Below are 20,027 nucleotides of genomic sequence, written 5' to 3' on the forward strand. Positions count from 1 at the left end.
AACCAACAATTACTTGTCCGGCAACTGTAGTAGTTTCTGCAGATGCAAATTTATGTACAGCATCGGGAGTACTTTTAGGAACTCCAACAACATCTGATAATTGCAATGGAAACGTAAAGGTAACCAACAATGCACCTTTAGTTTTTTCAATTGGAGATACGACGGTAACCTGGACGGCAGAAGATGCTGCAGGAAATACGCAGACTTGTACACAAACTGTAAGGGTAAATGATACCGAGAAACCAACAATTACTTGTCCTGCAACTGTAATAGTTTCAGCAGATGCTAACTTATGTACCGCATCGGGAGTACTTTTAGGAACTCCAACTACATCAGATAATTGCAATGGAAACGTAAAGGTAACCAACAATGCACCATTAGTTTTCCCAATCGGAGATACGACGGTAACCTGGACGGCAGAAGATGCGGCAGGAAATACGCAGACTTGTACACAAACTGTAAGGGTAAATGATACCGAGAAACCAACAATTACTTGTCCTGCAACTGTAATAGTTTCAGCAGATGCTAACTTATGTACCGCATCGGGAGTACTTTTAGGAACTCCAACTACATCAGATAATTGCAACGGAACAGTAACAGTAACAAACAATGCACCATTAGTTTTCCCAATCGGAGATACGACGGTAACCTGGACGGCAGAAGATGCTGCAGGAAATACGCAGACTTGTACACAAACTGTAAGGGTAAATGATACCGAGAAACCTACAATTACTTGTCCGGCAACTGTAGTAGTTTCTGCAGATGCAAATTTATGTACAACATCGGGAGTACTTTTAGGAACTCCAACAACATCTGATAATTGCAACGGAACGGTAACGGTAACCAACAATGCACCGTTAGTTTTCCCAATCGGAGATACTACAGTGACCTGGACAGCAAAAGATGTGGCAGGAAATACAGAGACTTGTATACAAATTATAACGGTAAAAGATACTCAAGAACCAACAATTACTTGTCCGGCAACTGTAATAGTTTCAGCAGATGCTAACTTATGTACCGCATCGGGAGTACTTTTAGGAACTCCAACAACATCAGATAATTGTGGATCAGTAACAGTAACCAACGACGCACCGTCAGTTTTCCCAATCGGAAATACAATTGTGACGTGGACAGTAAAAGATGTAGCAGGAAACATAGAAACTTGTACTCAGACAATACAAGTAGTCGGTCCGATTATAGCAAATGAAGATAAAGTAGGTTCATTTAATGGATATGAAGGTGGAATTGCTATTGCGGACGTTTTAGCAAATGATTTGCTTAATTGTTCAGCTATAGTTAGGGGTGAGATTGCTTTAACTTTAGATTCTACACTACCTTCAGTTTTAACTTTTGATACGACAACCGGAGCAGTTACTGTTAAATCAAATACACCAGTTGGAACATATTCATTTGATTATAAAATTTGTGAAGTTTCAAATTCTTCAAATTGTAATACAACAACTGTAGAAATAAAAGTTGTAGTGCCAATAATCCTTGCAGTACAAGAAAACCTGGGACCAATAAACGGAACCATTGGCGGAACGACAACCTCGCTTATTGCTTCGGATAAATTAAATGGAGTTCAGGCAGTAATCGGATCAAATCCGGGAGAGGTTACCTTAACAGGAACGGCTCCGGCAGGACTTACAATAAACACTACAGACGGAACTGTAACGGTAAGTGCAGGCGTAAAAGAAGGAAGCTATGATGTAGAATATACGATCTGTGATAATAATAATCCTGGAACAAATTGTTCAACAGCAACTTCAACAGTTGTTGTAACAGCAGCAGATTTAGTTGCCAATTTAGATTCGGCAGGATCGGTAGTAGGCGGAAACACATCTCAAACGCTAATCAATGTTTTTGAGAATGATACCAAAAACGGAACAAAACTAAATCCATCGGATGTAAAACTGACTTCTGGCACAGATCCAAAAGGATACCTGACAATTGATGCCAACGGAAACGCAGTTTTAGGGGCCAATGCACCGGCAGGAAATTACGAGTTAACGTATGAAATCTGCGAAGTTTTAAATCCAGGAAATTGCAGTACCAATAAAGTACAAGTTACGGTAACAGCTCCGGCAATCCTTGCAGTAAAAGAAACTTTGGGTCCAATTAACGGTACAATCGGCGGAAAAACAACCTCGCTTATTGCATTAGATAAATTAAATAATATTCAGGCAGTTATCGGATCAAATCCAGGAGAAGTTACCTTAACAGGAACGGCTCCGGCAGGACTTACAATAAACACTACAGACGGAACTGTAACGGTAAGTGCAGGCGTAAAAGCAGGAAGCTATGATGTAGAATATACGATCTGTGATAATAATAATCTTGGAACAAATTGTTCAACAGCAACGTCAACAGTTGTTGTAACAGCTGCAGATTTAGTTGCCAATTTAGATTCTGCAGGATCAGTAGTAGGAGGAAATACATCTCAAACGCTTGTCAATGTTTTTGATAATGATACTAAAAACGGAACAAAATTAAATCCATCGGATGTAAAACTAACACCGGGAACAGATCCAAAAGGATACCTGACAATCGATGCCAACGGAAATGCAGTTTTAGGGGCCAATGCACCGGCAGGAAATTATGAATTAACGTATGAAATCTGTGAAATTTTAAATCCAGGAAATTGCAGTACCAATAAAGTACAAGTTACGGTAACAGCTCCAGTAATCCTTGCAGTAAAAGAAACTTTGGGTCCAATTAACGGTACAATCGGCGGAAAAACAACCTCGCTTATTGCATCAGATAAATTAAATAATATTCAGGCAGTTATCGGATCAAATCCGGGAGAAGTTACCTTAACAGGAACGGCTCCGGCAGGACTTACAATAAACACTACAGACGGAACTGTAACGGTAAGTGCAGGCGTAAAAGCAGGAAGCTATGATGTAGAATATACCATTTGTGATAATAATAATGCAGGAAACTGTTCAACAGCAACGTCAACAGTTGTTGTAACAGCAGCAGATTTAGTTGCCAATTTAGATTCGGCAGGATCGGTAGTAGGCGGAAATACATCTCAAACGCTTGTCAATGTTTTTGAGAATGATACCAAAAACGGAACAAAACTAAATCCATCGGATGTAAAACTGACTTCTGGCACAGATCCAAAAGGATACCTGACAATCGATGCCAACGGAAATGCAGTTTTAGGAGCAAATGCACCGGCAGCAAATTATGAATTAACGTATGAAATCTGCGAAGTTTTAAATCCAACCAACTGCAGTTCAAATAAGATAGAAGTTACGGTAACAGCACCGGCAATCCTTGCAGTAAAAGAAACGTTGGGTCCAATTAACGGTACAATCGGCGGAAAAACAACCTCGCTTATTGCTTCGGATAAATTAAATAATATTCAGGCAGTTATCGGATCAAATCCGGGAGAAGTTACCTTAACAGGAACGGCTCCGGCAGGACTTACAATAAACACTACAGACGGAACCGTAACGGTAAGTGCAGGCGTAAAAGCAGGAAGCTATGATGTAGAATATACGATCTGTGATAATAATAATCCTGGAACCAATTGTTCAACAGCAACGTCAACAGTTGTTGTAACAGCAGCAGATTTAGTAGCCAATTTAGATTCGGCAGGATCAGTAGTAGGAGGAAATACATCTCAAACGCTTGTCAATGTTTTTGAGAATGATACTAAAAACGGAGTAAAACTAAATCCATCGGATGTAAAACTAACACCGGGAACAGATCCAAAAGGATACCTGACAATCGATGGCAACGGAAATGCAGTTTTAGGGGCCAATACACCTGCAGGAAATTATGAATTAACGTATGAAATCTGCGAAATTTTAAACCCAGCCAACTGCAGTTCAAATAAGATAGAAGTTACGGTAAAACCATCAGTTTTACAAGCAAATGACGATAATGCAGGAACTTTAGATAGTAGTAAAGGACAAAGCTCAACAACAAGCATATTTGATAATGATACTTTAAACGGATCAAAGGTCAATCCTGCAGATCTTGTTTTAACGACTCTTATTCCAAATCCTAATTTGATTTTAAAAGCAGACGGTACAGTCGAAGTAAAACCGGGAACACCAACAGGTAATTACGAATTAACGTATCAAATCTGTGAAGCTCTAAACGGATCAAATTGTAGTCAGGCAGTCGTGAAAATCTCGGTAGTAAATAATCCGCCAATTACACCACTGATACAACTTATTATTAATAATGATGGAGTGGTCAGCGTTGATGGAATAAATGGTGCTCTTGAGTTTATCAATGTTTTGGATAATGATTTAATAAAAGGATTGCCAGTTAATCCTTTAGAGATTGTACTTTCAAATACACCAAGTCCATATTTTGAATTCAATTCAGACGGAACTGTAAATGTGAAGCCAAATACACCTGGCGGAAGTTATTCATTAACCTATCAGGTTTGCGAAAAGTCGAATCCAAACAATTGTGCTTCAGCAATATTGAGCGTTTTTGTAGAAGTACCTTCTATTGCAATCATAAAAACAGCAGTATTTAATGATGAAAACGGTAGCGGATTTGCCAATGCCGGAGAAACGATTACTTATAAATTTAAAGTAACCAATACCGGTAACGTTCCATTAACTGGCGTTATGATTTCAGATCCATTGCCAGGCGTGGTAGTTTCAGGGCAAGCAATTAATTTAAATGTAAACGAATCCGACGAACATAATTTTACGGCTACTTACAAAATTACACAAATCGATATCAATAAAGGAAGTGTAAGTAATCAGGCAAGTGTTCAGGCACGAAGTGCAAAAGGAGTTCTTGTTGACGATCTATCAGATGATGAAAACGAAACGGGAGATAAGCCTACAGTTCTGGCCTTAAATGGTTGCGAAATAAAAGTCTTTAATGCATTTTCTCCAAACGGAGATGATATAAATAGTAGATTTTATATCAGAGGTTTAGAATGTTATCCTGACAATACGGTAGAAATTTATAATCGTTGGGGAATTTTAGTGTATAATATTGACAAATATAACAATGACGATCGTGCTTTTAAAGGTTTCTCTGAAGGACGTACAACCATAAAACAATCAGAAGGATTGCCAGTAGGAACGTATTTCTATATTCTGAAATACAAAGACAGCGGCTCAAATCCGCATGAACTTTCAGGTTATTTATATATCAACAAATAAAAAAAATATGAGCGGTTTGGTGGAAAACTGAACTGCTTTTAAAAAGCCTTCTTAAATGAAAAAGATAATTTTAATTTTCATGTTTTTCACGGTTGTGTGTTCGGCGCAGCAAGATTCTCAGTATACACAATATATGTACAATACCATTGCGATAAATCCTGCATATGCAGGTTCTCGCGGAGCTTTAAGTGTTTTTGGGCTATATCGTACACAATGGGTTGGACTCGACGGAGCTCCTGAAACCAGTACTTTCTCAATAAATACACCTTTAAATAATAGCAATTTAGGATTAGGAGTTTCTTTAGTAAACGATAAAATTGGACCAACAAACGAAAATACTTTATCAGCAGATTTGTCATACACAGTTCCAACATCTGAAACCTATAAACTTTCTTTTGGGATAAAAGCCACAGCGAATCTTTTTAATTTAGATATGAATAAATTAACTCCCGAAACTCAGGGTGATCCGCAATTTCAGGATTTAAACAATAAAATCACACCCAATATAGGAGCAGGTGTTTATTGGCATTCAGATAAAGCATATTTAGGATTATCCGTACCTAATTTTATCGAAACCAACAGATACGATGATAATGATACTGCAATATTTAAAGATAAAATAAACTACTATTTTATGGCAGGTTACGTCTTTAATTTAGACCATTTGGAGTACATAAAATTCAAACCAGCGTTATTAACAAAAATGGTTCAGGGCGCTCCTTTGCAGGTTGATGTTTCGGGTAACTTTATGTTCAATGATAAATTTGTAGTGGGTCTTGCATATAGATGGAGTGCATCACTAAGCGCTATGGCGGGATTTCAGGTAACAGATGGCTTATATATAGGATATGGTTATGATCATGAAACAACAAATTTAAGAAAGTACAATTCTGGATCGCACGAAATCTTCCTTCGTTTTGAATTCTTTAATAATTATAATAAAATGATATCTCCAAGATTCTTCTAATAATACCTGCTATGAGAATTAAAAATTTAAGTTTTACTATTTTTTTTCTAAGTTTTTTTTGCCAGATAAATGCGCAAACATCTAAGACAATAGATGCTGATAAAAAGTACAATGAGTATGCTTATGCAGATGCTATAAAAGCATATGAAATTGTTGCCAATAAAGGTTATAAAGACGAAAAAATGTTTCAGCGTCTGGGTAATTCCTATTATTTTAATTCAGAATTCGTACAAGCTTTACACTGGTACGATCAGTTATTTAGCATGAATGAGCAGCAAGAACCGGAGTATTTGTACAGATATGCACAATGTTTAAAATCAGCAGGAAACTATTCTAAATCAGATTCGATTTTAGAAAAGTTCAATCAAAAAACAAACACTGATCAAAGAGGTGTTTTATTTGAAATGAACAAAAATTATTTAGAAGAAATAAAGTTTAATTCCGGAAGATACGAAATTGCAGATGCCGGAGTTAATTCTAATTTTTCAGATTACGGAAGTACTTTCTTATACAATAAATTAGTTTTTACATCAGCCAGAGATACAGGAGCAGTAGTAAAGAAAAACTTTAAATGGACCAATAAATCCTTTACTAATTTATATACTGCCGAATTAATGTCGGATGGAAGTGTTGGAATTCCCAAACTTTTTCAGAAAAAAGTAAATACTAAATTCAACGAGTCAACTCCTGTTTTTACAAAAGACGGAAGAACAATGTATTTTACCCGAAACAATTTTTTAAACGGAAAAAGAGGGGCAAACGAAAAGGAAATTACGTTATTAAAACTATATAAAGCCAGTTTAATTGAGGGTGAATGGATAAATATCGAAGAACTTTCTTTTAATAGTGATCAATACAGTGTGGCACATCCTGCTTTAAGCAGCGATGATAAAACCTTATATTTTACATCAGATATGCCGGGAACATTAGGGCAATCTGATTTGTTTAAGGTAAGTGTAAATGAGGATGGAACCTTTGGTAAACCAGAAAATTTAGGTGCTTCAATTAATACAGAAGGACGAGAAACTTTTCCTTTTATCTCTGAGGATAATGAACTTTATTTTGCCAGCGACGGGCGACCGGGTTTAGGCGGACTTGACGTTTTTGTTTCGAAAATAAATAAAGACGGTTCTTATGATGAAGTACAAAACTTAGGAGAGCCAATAAATAGTAAACAGGATGATTTTGCTTTTATAATTAATAGCAAAAACAGAAATGGTTTCTTTTCTTCGAATAGAGAAGGCGGACACGGATTTGATGATATTTATCGTTTTACCGAAACCCGAAGACTTATTTGTGAGCAGGAATTATCAGGTACAATTACTGATGCAGAAACAAATGAAACTCTTTCAAACGTAAACTTAATTTTATTTGATGAAGCTGGTAAATCTGCCGTTGAAGCAAAATCTAATGCTAACGGAAATTATATTTTTTCGAATGTAAAATGCGGAAAAAAATACTTTATAAAAACATCCAAAGAAGATTATTTGTTTAAAGAAGTTTCTGTGACCCTGAAAAAAGCAACAGGTTCAGTTTCTTTGCCAATAGCTTTAGAAAAGAAACCAAAACCTATAATTGCAATTCCGGTTGTAATAAAAGCAACAAATTCTATTAAAGCAGTTAAGGTTAATATTACAGTTGGAACCGATTTAGGAAAATTATTAAAAATCCCGATGAACTTTTTTGATTTAGGAAAAGCAACAATCAAAAAAACATCTGAGCCTCAATTGCAGAAAATTGTGGATATGCTGAAACAATATCCAACAATAAAATTAGATATTCGTTCGCATACAGATAGTCGTTCATCGACCGAAAGTAATCAGATTTTATCAGACAAAAGAGCAGAATCAACGAAGAATTGGCTGATACAAAAAGGAATTGATGCAAGCCGATTAACAGCGAAAGGATACGGAGAAACACAATTAGTAAATAAATGTGCCGATGGCGTGAAATGTTCTGAAGCACAACATCAGCAAAACAGACGCAGTGAATTTATTGTTACTAATATGTAACATACCAATAAAAAAGTAAAAAGGACTTTTCTAAAACTAGAAAAGTCCTTTTTTGTTTAGAATAAATCTGTAATGATTAAAAAACATTGCGTTTTTCTTAAAAAAGTATTAAAATTCATTCATTTTTTTAAGTTAAAATACACCTAAAAGAGAATTTAGCTTATAATGTTTAAAATGAATGTGTTAAGTTCTAAAAAAACGTTTTCGTTGTTGTATATATTCATTTTTTTCTAACTTTATAGATCTAAAATTTTTCAGATATGACTGTAAATCAAATACTAAACGCAAAAGGGAAAAATGTTTATTCAGTTCTTTCAACAACAACGGTTTATGAAGCCTTGAAAGTGATGGGAGACAAAAACATAGGTGCAATCCTTGTTATCGATGATAACGATTTAAAAGGAATATTGTCTGAAAGGGATTATGCTCGAAAAATTGTATTGAAAGATAAGTCATCAAAAGAGACTTTTGTTCATGAAATTATGGAGAGCAACGTTTTTTCGGTAAAACTTTCGGATAATTTAGAAAATTGTATGGAACTAATGAGTACGAAAAGAATCAGGCATTTACCAGTTTTAGAAGATGGGATAGTAGTAGGAATAGTTTCTATAAGTGATGTTGTAAAAGCAATTATTGAAATTCAAAAAGATACCATAAATCATTTAAACTCCTATATTTCTCAGTAACAGAAATTCAAAAAACGAGCTTTATCAAATAGTCCAAACAATAGTGGACTATTTTTTTGGTTAATCTAAACGTTATTTTAAGAAAAGAAAACTTTAAAAATACGCCATTTTAAACCAAGACTTATATCTTTGTAAGCTAGAATAAAAGCTAAAATAAATGAACAAAGAGAGTAAAAGAAGAGAAGCGTTACTGTATCACTCAGAACCAACTCCAGGAAAAATTCAGGTAGTTCCAACAAAAAAATACGCAACCCAAAGAGACTTGTCTTTGGCTTATTCGCCGGGAGTTGCAGAACCATGTTTAGAAATTGCAGCAAACGTAGACGATGTTTACAAATATACAGCAAAAGGAAATTTAGTTGCCGTTATCTCAAACGGTACAGCTGTTTTAGGACTTGGGGATATTGGCCCGGAAGCTTCTAAACCAGTAATGGAAGGAAAAGGATTGTTGTTTAAAATATTTTCTGATATCGACGTTTTTGATATTGAAATCGGAACAAAAGATATCGAAGAATTTATTCAGACCGTAAAAAATATTGCTCCAACTTTTGGAGGAATTAATCTTGAAGATATCAAAGCACCGGAATCTTTCGAAATCGAAAGAAGATTGGTAGAAGAATTGGATATTCCTGTAATGCATGATGATCAGCACGGTACAGCAATTATCTCCTCGGCAGCTTTAATCAATGCACTTGAATTAGCAGGAAAAAAAGCCGAAGACGTAAAAATGGTAGTTTCCGGAGCAGGTTCAGCAGCGATCGCTTGTACAGATTTATATGTATTGCTAGGCGTAAAAGTCGAAAATATACAAATGTTTAATAGTAAAGGACTTTTAACAAAAGACAATCCTTCATTATCAGAACTTCAATTAAAATACGCTGTTGACGGAGCAAAAATTGAATTAGCAGAAGCTGTAAAAGGTGCAGATGTTTTCATCGGATTATCTTCAGGAGATATTTTGTCGCCTGAAATGTTATTGTCAATGAAAGACAATCCAATTGTTTTTGCAATGGCAAATCCAAATCCGGAAATCGATTATAACTTAGCCACAGAAACCCGTAAAGATGTTATTATGGCTACAGGGCGTTCAGATTTTCCTAATCAGGTAAATAACGTTTTAGGTTTTCCATATATCTTTAGAGGAGCATTGGATGTCAGAGCTACTAAAATTAACGAAGCCATGAAAATGGCAGCGGTAAAAGCATTAGCGATATTAGCAAAAGAACCAGTTCCAGAGCAGGTAAATGTGGCATATGGGGCAACAAAATTAGGTTTTGGTAGAGATTATATTATCCCTAAACCATTTGATCCACGATTGATTACGATAGTGGCACCTGCTGTTGCAAAAGCAGCGATGGATTCAGGAGTGGCTAAGAACCCTATTACAGACTGGGCAGCTTATGAAGAAGTGCTTCGCGAACGTATGGGGAATGATAATAAAATGGTTCGTTTGATTACCAACCGTGCTAAAATGGATCCTAAACGAATTGTTTTTGCAGAGGCAGATCAATTAAATGTATTAAAAGCAGCTCAGATTGTTTATGAGGACGGAATTGGTTTTCCAATTTTATTAGGAAATAAAGAAGTAATATTAGAGCTTAAAGCAGAATTAGGTTTTGATGCTGAATTAGAGATCATTGATCCTAAAACAAACGAAGAAGAAGCAAGACGAAACAAATTTGCAAATTCATATTGGGAAACAAGAGAAAGAAGAGGTGTTTCACTACTTGACTCTCAGAAATTTATGCGCGAAAGAAACTATTTTGCAGCAATGATGGTAAATGAAGGTGAAGCAGATGCATTGGTAACAGGTCATACGAGAAGTTATCCAAGTGTGGTAAAACCGATGTTGCAGTTAATAGGAAAAGCGCCTGGAGCTTCACTTGTGGCAACCGCAAATATGATGTTGACTGCTCGTGGTCCTATGTTTTTATCAGATACCGCAATTAACATAAATCCATCAGCAGAAGATTTAATTAATATTGCGATTATGACGGCCAAAACAGCTAAAATGTTTGGAGTTGAACCGGTTATTGCAATGGTTTCATTTTCAAACTTTGGTTCTTCACCAAGTCAAAGTGCTTCAAAAGTGAGAGAAGCAGTAGCCTATTTGCATAAAAATCATCCGGATTTGATTGTTGATGGAGAAATTCAGGCAGATTTTGCATTAAATCAGGAAATGCTGGCAGAAAAATTTCCTTTCTCTAAATTAGCAGGTAAAAAAGTAAACACTTTGATTTTTCCTAATTTAGAATCGGCTAATATTACCTATAAATTGCTGAAAGAGTTGAATAAAGTAAACTCAATTGGACCAATTATGATGGGAATGGGCAAACCAGTCCACATTTTTCAATTAGGAGCAAGTGTCGAAGAAATGGTAAATATGGCAGCAATAGCGGTAATTGACGCTCAGGAAAAAGAAAATAAAAAAAATAAATTAGCGAAATAGTATAAAAAATAAGGATCGAATAATATTGTCGTATTTTTATTGCATTTTTATTATATTTGACCCTAATAAATTATACTATGATAGCACATTTACAGGGGAAATTAGTGGAGAAAAATCCTACCGAGGTCGTAATTGATTGTGGAGGTGTTGGGTATCAGGTTAATATATCCTTACATACCTTTTCATTAATTCCTAATGTAGAAAATATAAAACTGTATACGCATCTTCAAATTAAAGAAGATGCGCATACTTTATTTGGTTTTGTAGAGAAATCGGAGAGAGAAATATTCAGAATGTTATTGTCTGTTTCCGGAATAGGAGCCAACATTGCAAGAACAATGTTATCCTCAATTGAGCCAAGGCAAATTATTAACGCAATCGCCTCTGGAGATGTTGTTACAATACAGTCAATAAAAGGTATTGGAAACAAAACAGCACAAAGAGTTATCCTTGATTTAAAGGAAAAAGTGTTAAAGTTGTATGATTTAGATGAAGTTTCAGTGGTTCAAAACAATACAAATCGAGATGAAGCGTTATCTGCTTTGGAAGTTTTAGGATTTGTTAGAAAAACTTCAGAAAAAGTAGTAGAGAAAATTGTAAAAGAAGACCCGGAAGCTACTGTAGAGACAATCATTAAGAGAGCTTTAAAAAGCCTTTAAATTCTATTTATATAAACGAATTGTATGCGTAAAATTTGTATTTTTTTACTGTTTTTGTCTTGCTGTAATGTTTTGCGTGCGCAAGTAAATCCAGCGGTTAAAGATACAACGAAAACTCAATTCTCTGTTGGTAAAATCGAACTGCAAGATCCACCAAGTGTAATCTCAGCCTATAAATACGATCCAATTACTGATCGCTATATTTATACCAACTCAGTTGATGGCTTTTCAATCAATTACCCTATTATATTAACTCCAAAGGAATACGAAGACTTGGTTCTTAAAGAATCCAGAAGAGATTACTTTAGAAAAAAAGCAGATGCAATTGATGGCAAAAAGGCCGGAAGTGAAGCTGCGAAAAAAGATCTATTACCTCGATATTACATTAATTCCAGTCTTTTTGAAAGCGTTTTTGGTAGCAATACAATCGATGTAAAGCCCACAGGATCAGTAGAAATGGATTTGGGTGTTCGATACACCAAACAAGATAATCCTTCTTTTTCTCCAAGAAACAGATCAAGTCTTACTTTTGATTTTGATCAGAGAATCAGCATGAGCTTAATGGGGAAAGTAGGAACCAGATTAGAGGTAAATGCCAATTATGATACTCAGTCTACATTTGCTTTTCAAAATTTGTTTAAACTGGCTTATACACCCGATGAAGATGATATTATTCAAAAAGTAGAAGTAGGTAACGTGAGTATGCCATTAAATAGCACACTGATTCGTGGCGCCCAAAGTTTGTTTGGGGTTAAGACACAGCTGCAATTTGGTAAGACAACCGTAACGGGTGTTTTCTCAGAACAGAAGTCACAAACAAAGAGTATAGTTGCAGAAGGTGGCGGAACAGTGCAAAACTTCGATTTATATGCTTTGGACTACGATAATGACAGGCACTTTTTCTTATCACAATATTTTAGAAACAAATACGACGCTTCTTTACTAAAATATCCATTTATCGACAGCCGTGTCCAGATTACAAGAATAGAGGTTTGGGTGACCAATAAACAAAACAGAGTAAGCACAAACAACAATAACTTAAGAAATATTATAGCACTTCAGGATTTAGGTGAAGGGCAAATGACGGGTATTCCTGATAATGAAATTGTTGTAGTAACTCCTACAACGGGCTTTTTTAATAATCCTATAGATTCACCAACAGATAATAGAAATAACAAATACGATCCGGCGACAATTGGTCAGCCAGGTGCTTTTTTAAATTCGAATATTAGAGAAATTGTAACAGCAAAATCCGGATTCAATAACGCTAATACAAGTGAAGCTACAGATTATTCTGTACTTGAAAATGCCAGAAAGTTAACAACAAACGAATTTACTTTTAATGCACAATTAGGATACATCTCTTTGCAACAACGTCTTGCAAATGATGAAATCCTTGCTGTAGCCTTCGAATATACCATAGGAGGAAAAGTGTATCAGGTTGGGGAATTTGGTAGTGATGGAGTTGACGGAACTGTAGTAACAGGAAACAACAATGCAAATCAGGCCATTATTACACAAAGTTTGGTTTTAAAAATGCTGAAAAGTAATTTGACAAATGTTCAAAATCCGGTTTGGAACCTGATGATGAAAAACGTGTATCAAATTCCACAGGCTTATCAAATCAAACAAGATGATTTTAGATTAAACATACTTTATACAGATCCTTCTCCAATAAATTATATAACGCCTGTTCAGGGAAGTACTTTTCCAACCAACCCAACAGCAGATAACAAAGTCGATCAGACACCATTACTAAATGTCTTCAACTTAGATCGATTAAACTATAATAACGATCCGCAGACAGGCGGAGATGGTTTCTTTGATTACATTCCAGGCGTAACAGTAGACGTACAAAACGGACGAATTATTTTTACCACCAAAGAGCCGTTTGGAGAACTTATATTTAAAAAATTGCAAAACGCAGGATCTGGCGAGAGTTATAATGATCCTACTACATACAACGCAAATCAACAGAAATACGTGTTTAGAAACATGTATAAAAACACACAATCCGGAGCTTTACAAGACAGTGATAAAAATAAATTCCTTTTAAGAGGAAAATACAAATCATCAGGAAGCAATGGTATTCCAATTGGTGCGTTTAACGTTCCTCAAGGTTCTGTGGTCGTAATGGCTGCAGGAAGAAGATTGGTGGAAGGTATAGATTACAGTGTGGATTATCAATTGGGCCGCGTTCAGATATTAGACCCATCCCTTCAGGCATCTAATACGCCAATTGAAGTATCCCTAGAAAACAATTCGATCTTTGGGCAACAAACCAGAAGATTTATGGGATTCAACGTCGAACATAAAATTTCTGAGAATTTTGTTATCGGGGGAACCTATTTAAAAATGACAGAAAGACCATTTACTCAAAAATCGAGTTATGGACAGGAATCTGTAAACAATACCATTTTTGGATTTAATGGAAATTATTCTACTGAAGTTCCTTTTTTAACCCGATTAGTAAATAAATTACCAAACATTGATACTGATGTTCCATCGAATCTTTCGATACGAGGAGAAGTAGCTTTTTTAAGACCAGATGCACCAAAAGCAAGTGATTTTGAAGGAGAAGCAACAATTTATGTAGATGATTTCGAAGGCTCACAATCGACAATCGATATGCGTTCTGCATATGCCTGGAGTTTAGCTTCGACACCTTTTGTAAATTCTATAAACGACAATACCTTCAATGCAAGTTCTAGCGCTTTAGATTACGGTTTTAAACGTGCAAAATTATCATGGTATACCATTGATCCTATTTTTTATTCCTCAAAACCATCTGGTATCTCAAATGATGATTTGTCATTAAATACAACAAGACGTGTTTACAGCAGAGAATTGTATCCAAATACAGATATTGCTCAGGGACAAATTCAGGTAATCAATACACTTGACTTAACGTATTATCCATCTGATAGAGGACCTTACAATAACAACCCAAATTTTGGTACAAGCCCTGCAAGTTCAAATTTTGGAGGAATTATGCGAGCTTTAAATTCAACGAATTTTGAACAAGGAAATGTCGAGTATATTCAGTTTTGGGTTTTAGATCCATATGTTGGAAATGCAGAAGCACCAGCTAGTAATTCAGGAAAAATCTATTTTAACTTAGGTGAAATTTCTGAAGATGTACTAAAAGACGGAAGAAAACAATATGAGAATGGTTTAGGTCCAGGTCAGATTATGGTAAATCCACGACCACTCTGGGGAGATGTTCCTGCATCACAATCATTAATTTATGCGTTTGATACCAATGCTGAAAATCGTAGAAATCAGGATATTGGATTAGATGGTTTGCCAAGTTCAAGAGAGGGAGAGGTTTATACCAATTATGCAGGAGAAGCAGATCCGGCGGCAGATGATTATACCTATTACTTAAATACTGAAGGAGGAGTTCTTGAGCGTTATAAAAATTATAATGGCACCGAAGGTAATTCAGCAGTAAGTATAGACGATCCAAATAGAGGGGCAACAACGTTGCCTGATGTTGAGGATATTAATCGTGATAATACAATGAGCACGATCAATGCGTATTACGAATATAGTATCGATTTGAAACCCGGGATGCAAGTGGGACAAAATTATATTACAGATATTCGTGATGTAAGTAATGTCGAATTGCCAAACGGATCAACAACAACAGCAAGATGGATTCAGTTTAAAATTCCGGTTGCTCAGCCACAAAATACAATTGGTAATATTACAGATTTCAGGTCTATTCGATTCATGCGTATGTTTATGACTGGTTTTAGCAGTCAGATGACCGTTCGTTTTGGAGCTTTAGATTTAGTAAGAGGTGAGTGGAGAAGATATACTGGGACATTAGATGCAAATGATACGGACCCAACTAATGATGGTACTGAATTTGACGTTTCAGCAGTTAATATTCAGGAAAACGGTACAAAATGTCCTGTAAATTATGTTGTTCCTCCAGGAGTTCAGAGAGAGCAATTATACAATAACAACACTATTATCAATCAAAACGAACAAGCGTTGGCGTTGCGTGTTGGTGGTTCGGGTTTACAATATCAGGATTCAAGAGCAGTTTTTAAAAATGTAAGTGTTGACATGCGTCAGTATAAAAAATTAAAAATGTTTTTACATGCTGAATCTTTACCTAACGAAAATACATTGGAAGATAACGAAATGATTGGTTTCATTCGTTTTGGAAATGACTTTACACAAAACTTTTATCAAGTCGAAATTCCGTTGAAAGTAACCAGAACCGGAGGATCTTGTGCTATAAGTCCTGATCAGGTATGGCTTGAAGATAACAATATTGACTTAGCACTTGAATTATTGACCAGAATGAAAATTAAGGCTATGTCTATTGATATTAATTCAGGTAAAAGAGATATTAATGGGATATATTATCCTGATAATGATCCGGATGCTGCAGGCGGAGATGGAGATGGCAAACTTACATTGGGTATAAAAGGAAACCCTAATTTTGGTTTGGTTCGAAATTTAATGGTGGGTGTCAAGAGCAAAACAGATCATAAAGGTCTAAAAGGAGAAGTATGGTTTAATGAACTTCGCTTAGCTGATTTGGAGAATAAAGGCGGAATGGCTGCAATATTGAATATTGATACCAATATGGCCGATTTTGCGACAGTTTCTGCTACAGGTAAAAAGAGCACGATTGGTTTTGGATCTTTAGAACAAGGTGCAAATGAAAGAGATCGTGAAGATATCCAGCAATATAATATTGTAACCAATATCAATTTAGGTAAATTATTACCTCCTAAATGGGGAATAAACCTTCCTTTTAATTATGCTATCGGAGAAGAAGTAATTACACCGGAATATGATCCGTTTAATCAGGATATAAAGTTAGATCAGTTATTAAGAGAAACTACTGATGCGGCAGAAAGAGAAAATATCAGAACCCGTGCGGTAGATTACACAAAACGAAGAAGCATCAATTTTATTGGAGTTAGAAAAGACAGGGCGCCGGAGCAAAAACCACATGTTTATGATGTTGAAAATTTTACATTCTCGCAATCATATAATCAGGTAGAGCGTCATGATTATGAAGTAGAAAGTTATCTTGATGAGCAATCGAATACAGCTGTAAATTATGCTTATACTTTTCAGCCAAAAGAAATAGTGCCTTTCAAGCAAACTAAATTCATGAAAAAAAGTGAATATTGGAAATTGTTAAGTGATTTTAATTTTAATTACCTTCCTTCTAATGTCTCTTTTAATACCAATATTTTAAGACAAAGTAACCGTCAGCAGTTTAGAGAAGTCGAAGTGCAGGGAATTGGTCTTGATCCTTTGTTCAGAAGAAATTTTGCCTTTAATTATCAATATGGTTTTGGTTATAATTTGACAAAATCATTAAAATTAAATTATACCGCGGCATCGAATAATATAGTGAGAAACTTTTTAAATGATGATAACACCCCAAAAGAAGATTTTAATATTTGGGATGATTATCTGGATATTGGAACTCCGAATCAGCACTTACAGCAATTAGTGCTGAATTATGAAATTCCTATTAATAAAATTCCGGTTTTTAGTTTCGTAAAAGCATCTTATTCTTATACGGCTGATTATAACTGGCAGCGCTCTTCTACTGCATTTTCTGAATATGAGGAGCAAAATCCTGATGGATCATTCTCTACTTATAATTTAGGAAATACAATTCAAAATGCGAATTCAAATACGCTTACGACAACTTTAAGCATGAATACGTTATACAAATATTTGGGATTAACGCCAGGATCAAAATCAGCTGCAAAACCAAAACCGGCAGCGCCGCCAAAACCGGGAGAGAAAATTGTAAATACGGCAAAACCAGTAACAAGCAGCAGTCCGTTTTATGATGGTATGATTGGTATTTTGACCAGTATAAAAAATATTCAGGTTAACTACACTAAAAATAGCGGTACCGTTTTACCGGGTTATACGCCGGGCGTAGGTTTCTTTGGGACATCACGACCAACTTTAGGATTTATTTTTGGAAGCCAGGATGATGTGCGTTATGAAGCTGCAAAAAGAGGCTGGCTGACCGATTATCAGGATTTTAATCAAAGTTTTACACAGGTAACTAATAAGCTTTTAAAAGTTACAGCGAATATCGATTTACTGCCGGATTTAAAAGTTGATTTGGCTATGGATCGTGCTTATTCTGAAAATACATCGGAGCAATATAGTGTTATCGACGGAAATTATACACCACTATCGCCTTATACATACGGAATGTTCTCGATTTCTACTGTATTAATTAAAACCGCATTTTCGACAAGTAGTGCAACTGAATCTTCAGCTTTTGATGATTTTAGACAGAACCGTTTAGTGATAGCAAACCGTTTGGCAGAAGAACGCTATGGTGCCGGAACAGTAATTCCAAGATATGGAGATGCCAATAATACTATTACGGATGAAACAGATCCTAATTATAAAATCTATGCTTCCAATCAAGGATATCCTATAGGGTTTACAAAAAGTAATCAGGCTGTTTTGCTACCCGCATTTTTAGCAGCTTATTCAGGAGGTGATGCTTCAAATAGCTCAACTAGTATTTTTAAAAATTTCCCTATTCCAAACTGGAGTGTGAAATATAATGGTTTAATGCGTTATAAATATTTTAAAGATAAGTTTAAGCGTTTTTCATTACAGCACAATTACCGTGCATCCTATACGATAAACCAGTTTAGGTCTAATTTTGATTATACCGAAAAACCGGACGGGCAAGATGTTAATACCAATTTCTTTAATAAAACCATCATGTCCAATGTCAATTTGGTAGAGCAGTTTAGTCCGCTTATCAGGGTAGATTTTGAGCTGAAAAGTTCGTTAAGAATCCTTACTGAAATTAAAAAAGACAGAGCTTTATCAATGAGTTTTGATAATAATTTATTGACAGAAGTAAAAGGTATGGAGTATATCGTTGGGATGGGATATCGTTTTAAAGATGTTATTTTCTCATCAAGACTTGCTGACAGCCCAACCGGAATTATCAAAAGTGACATTAATATCAAGGCAGATTTTTCGCTTAGAAAAAATGAAACACTGGTACGTTATTTAGATTATGACAACAATCAATTGGCGGCAGGGCAGAATATATGGGCACTAAAACTTACTGCAGATTATTCGTTCAGTAAAAACCTTACTGCAATATTCTATTACGATCATTCGTTCTCAAAAGCAGTAATTTCTACGTCATTTCCTTTAACGAACATTAGATCAGGGTTTACACTTCGATATAATTTCGGAAATTAATTTTTTAGTTTCTAAACCGGATTTCATTAGAAGATTATTACATTTGTGGCTTAATTATTAAATTATCAATTTTCAAACATAGTATTATGAGCATACCAGCAAATTTAAAGTACACAAAAGATCACGAATGGGTAAGCATCGAAGGAGATGTTGCAACTGTAGGAATTACTCATTTTGCACAAAAAGAGTTAGGAGATATCGTGTATGTTGAAGTAGAAACTTTAGATCAGACCCTTGATAAAGATGAGGTTTTTGGAACAGTTGAAGCTGTAAAAACAGTATCTGATTTATTTTTACCTTTAACAGGAGAAATTATTGCTTTTAATGACAGTCTTGAGAGTGCTCCGGAAACAGTAAACTCTGATCCTTACGGAGCTGGATGGATGATTAAAATAAAAATTGCTGATGCATCAGAAATAGATTCATTATTATCTGACGAAGCTTACAAACAACTTATCGGTGCCTAAACAATTCCTGTTGCTCTGGGCAATATTATGCTCAGGTATTATTACTTATTTTTGTTTAACGGATTCAAGTAATATTCCTGCTGTAAGTTTCCCGAGTATAGATAAAATTGTACATTTTTGTTTTCATTTTGGATTTACAATATCATGGATTATGTTCTTCAAAAAAGAACTTAAAGGTAAAGCTCCTGATGATTATAAAGCTTATCTGATTTCGTTTATATTTTCTGTTTTTTTTGGAATTACAATCGAAATCCTGCAAGGTGTTTTTACAGTCACAAGAGCGTCTGACGTAACTGATGTTTTAGCAAATGCACTTGGAGCTGTAGTTGGAGTTTTTACTGCAATAGCTTTCAAAAAGCAAATCGATAAAATATAAGAATATAATTACCCACTTCGGTGGG

At 35.3% G+C, this 20,027-nt stretch carries 9 protein-coding genes; all 9 read left to right on the plus strand.

Annotated elements, in window-relative coordinates; translation table 11 throughout:
* Positions 1-5,147, plus strand: a 5,147-nt coding sequence (locus tag FLP_RS24010) for an HYR domain-containing protein (protein ID WP_065452032.1), incomplete at its 5' end; no start/stop codon positions are given.
* 55 nt (positions 5,148-5,202) lie between these two features.
* Positions 5,203-6,114, plus strand: coding sequence for a PorP/SprF family type IX secretion system membrane protein (locus FLP_RS24015; RefSeq protein WP_065452033.1), 912 nt, complete (start codon positions 5,203-5,205; stop codon positions 6,112-6,114).
* Between the two features lie 11 nt (positions 6,115-6,125).
* Positions 6,126-8,126, plus strand: coding sequence for an OmpA family protein (locus FLP_RS24020; RefSeq protein WP_065452034.1), 2,001 nt, complete (start codon positions 6,126-6,128; stop codon positions 8,124-8,126).
* A gap of 260 nt (positions 8,127-8,386) precedes the next feature.
* Entirely contained in the window at positions 8,387-8,812 is a 426-nt protein-coding gene (locus FLP_RS24025) for a CBS domain-containing protein (RefSeq protein ID WP_065452035.1), read from the plus strand.
* Positions 8,813-8,969: 157 nt separating this feature from the next.
* Complete coding sequence (locus FLP_RS24030) at positions 8,970-11,261, plus strand: NADP-dependent malic enzyme (RefSeq protein WP_065452036.1); 2,292 nt, start codon at positions 8,970-8,972, stop codon at positions 11,259-11,261.
* A 77-nt stretch (positions 11,262-11,338) separates the two neighbouring features.
* Positions 11,339-11,920, plus strand: coding sequence for a Holliday junction branch migration protein RuvA (gene ruvA / locus FLP_RS24035; protein WP_065452037.1), 582 nt, complete (start codon positions 11,339-11,341; stop codon positions 11,918-11,920).
* A 24-nt stretch (positions 11,921-11,944) separates the two neighbouring features.
* Positions 11,945-19,159: a T9SS outer membrane translocon Sov/SprA gene (gene sov, locus FLP_RS24040; protein WP_065452038.1), complete on the plus strand. Its 7,215-nt coding sequence runs from the start codon at positions 11,945-11,947 to the stop codon at positions 19,157-19,159.
* A gap of 86 nt (positions 19,160-19,245) precedes the next feature.
* A complete protein-coding gene (gene gcvH, locus FLP_RS24045) occupies positions 19,246-19,626 on the plus strand; it encodes a glycine cleavage system protein GcvH (protein ID WP_056188370.1) in 381 nt (126 codons plus the stop codon).
* A gap of 10 nt (positions 19,627-19,636) precedes the next feature.
* The gene (locus FLP_RS24050) at positions 19,637-20,002 is read left to right on the plus strand and encodes a VanZ family protein (protein WP_243397523.1); all 366 of its coding nucleotides are present in this window, start codon (positions 19,637-19,639) and stop codon (positions 20,000-20,002) included.
* Positions 20,003-20,027 lie beyond the last annotated feature (25 nt).

This window comes from Flavobacterium piscis (assembly GCF_001686925.1).
Taxonomy (GTDB): domain Bacteria; phylum Bacteroidota; class Bacteroidia; order Flavobacteriales; family Flavobacteriaceae; genus Flavobacterium; species Flavobacterium piscis.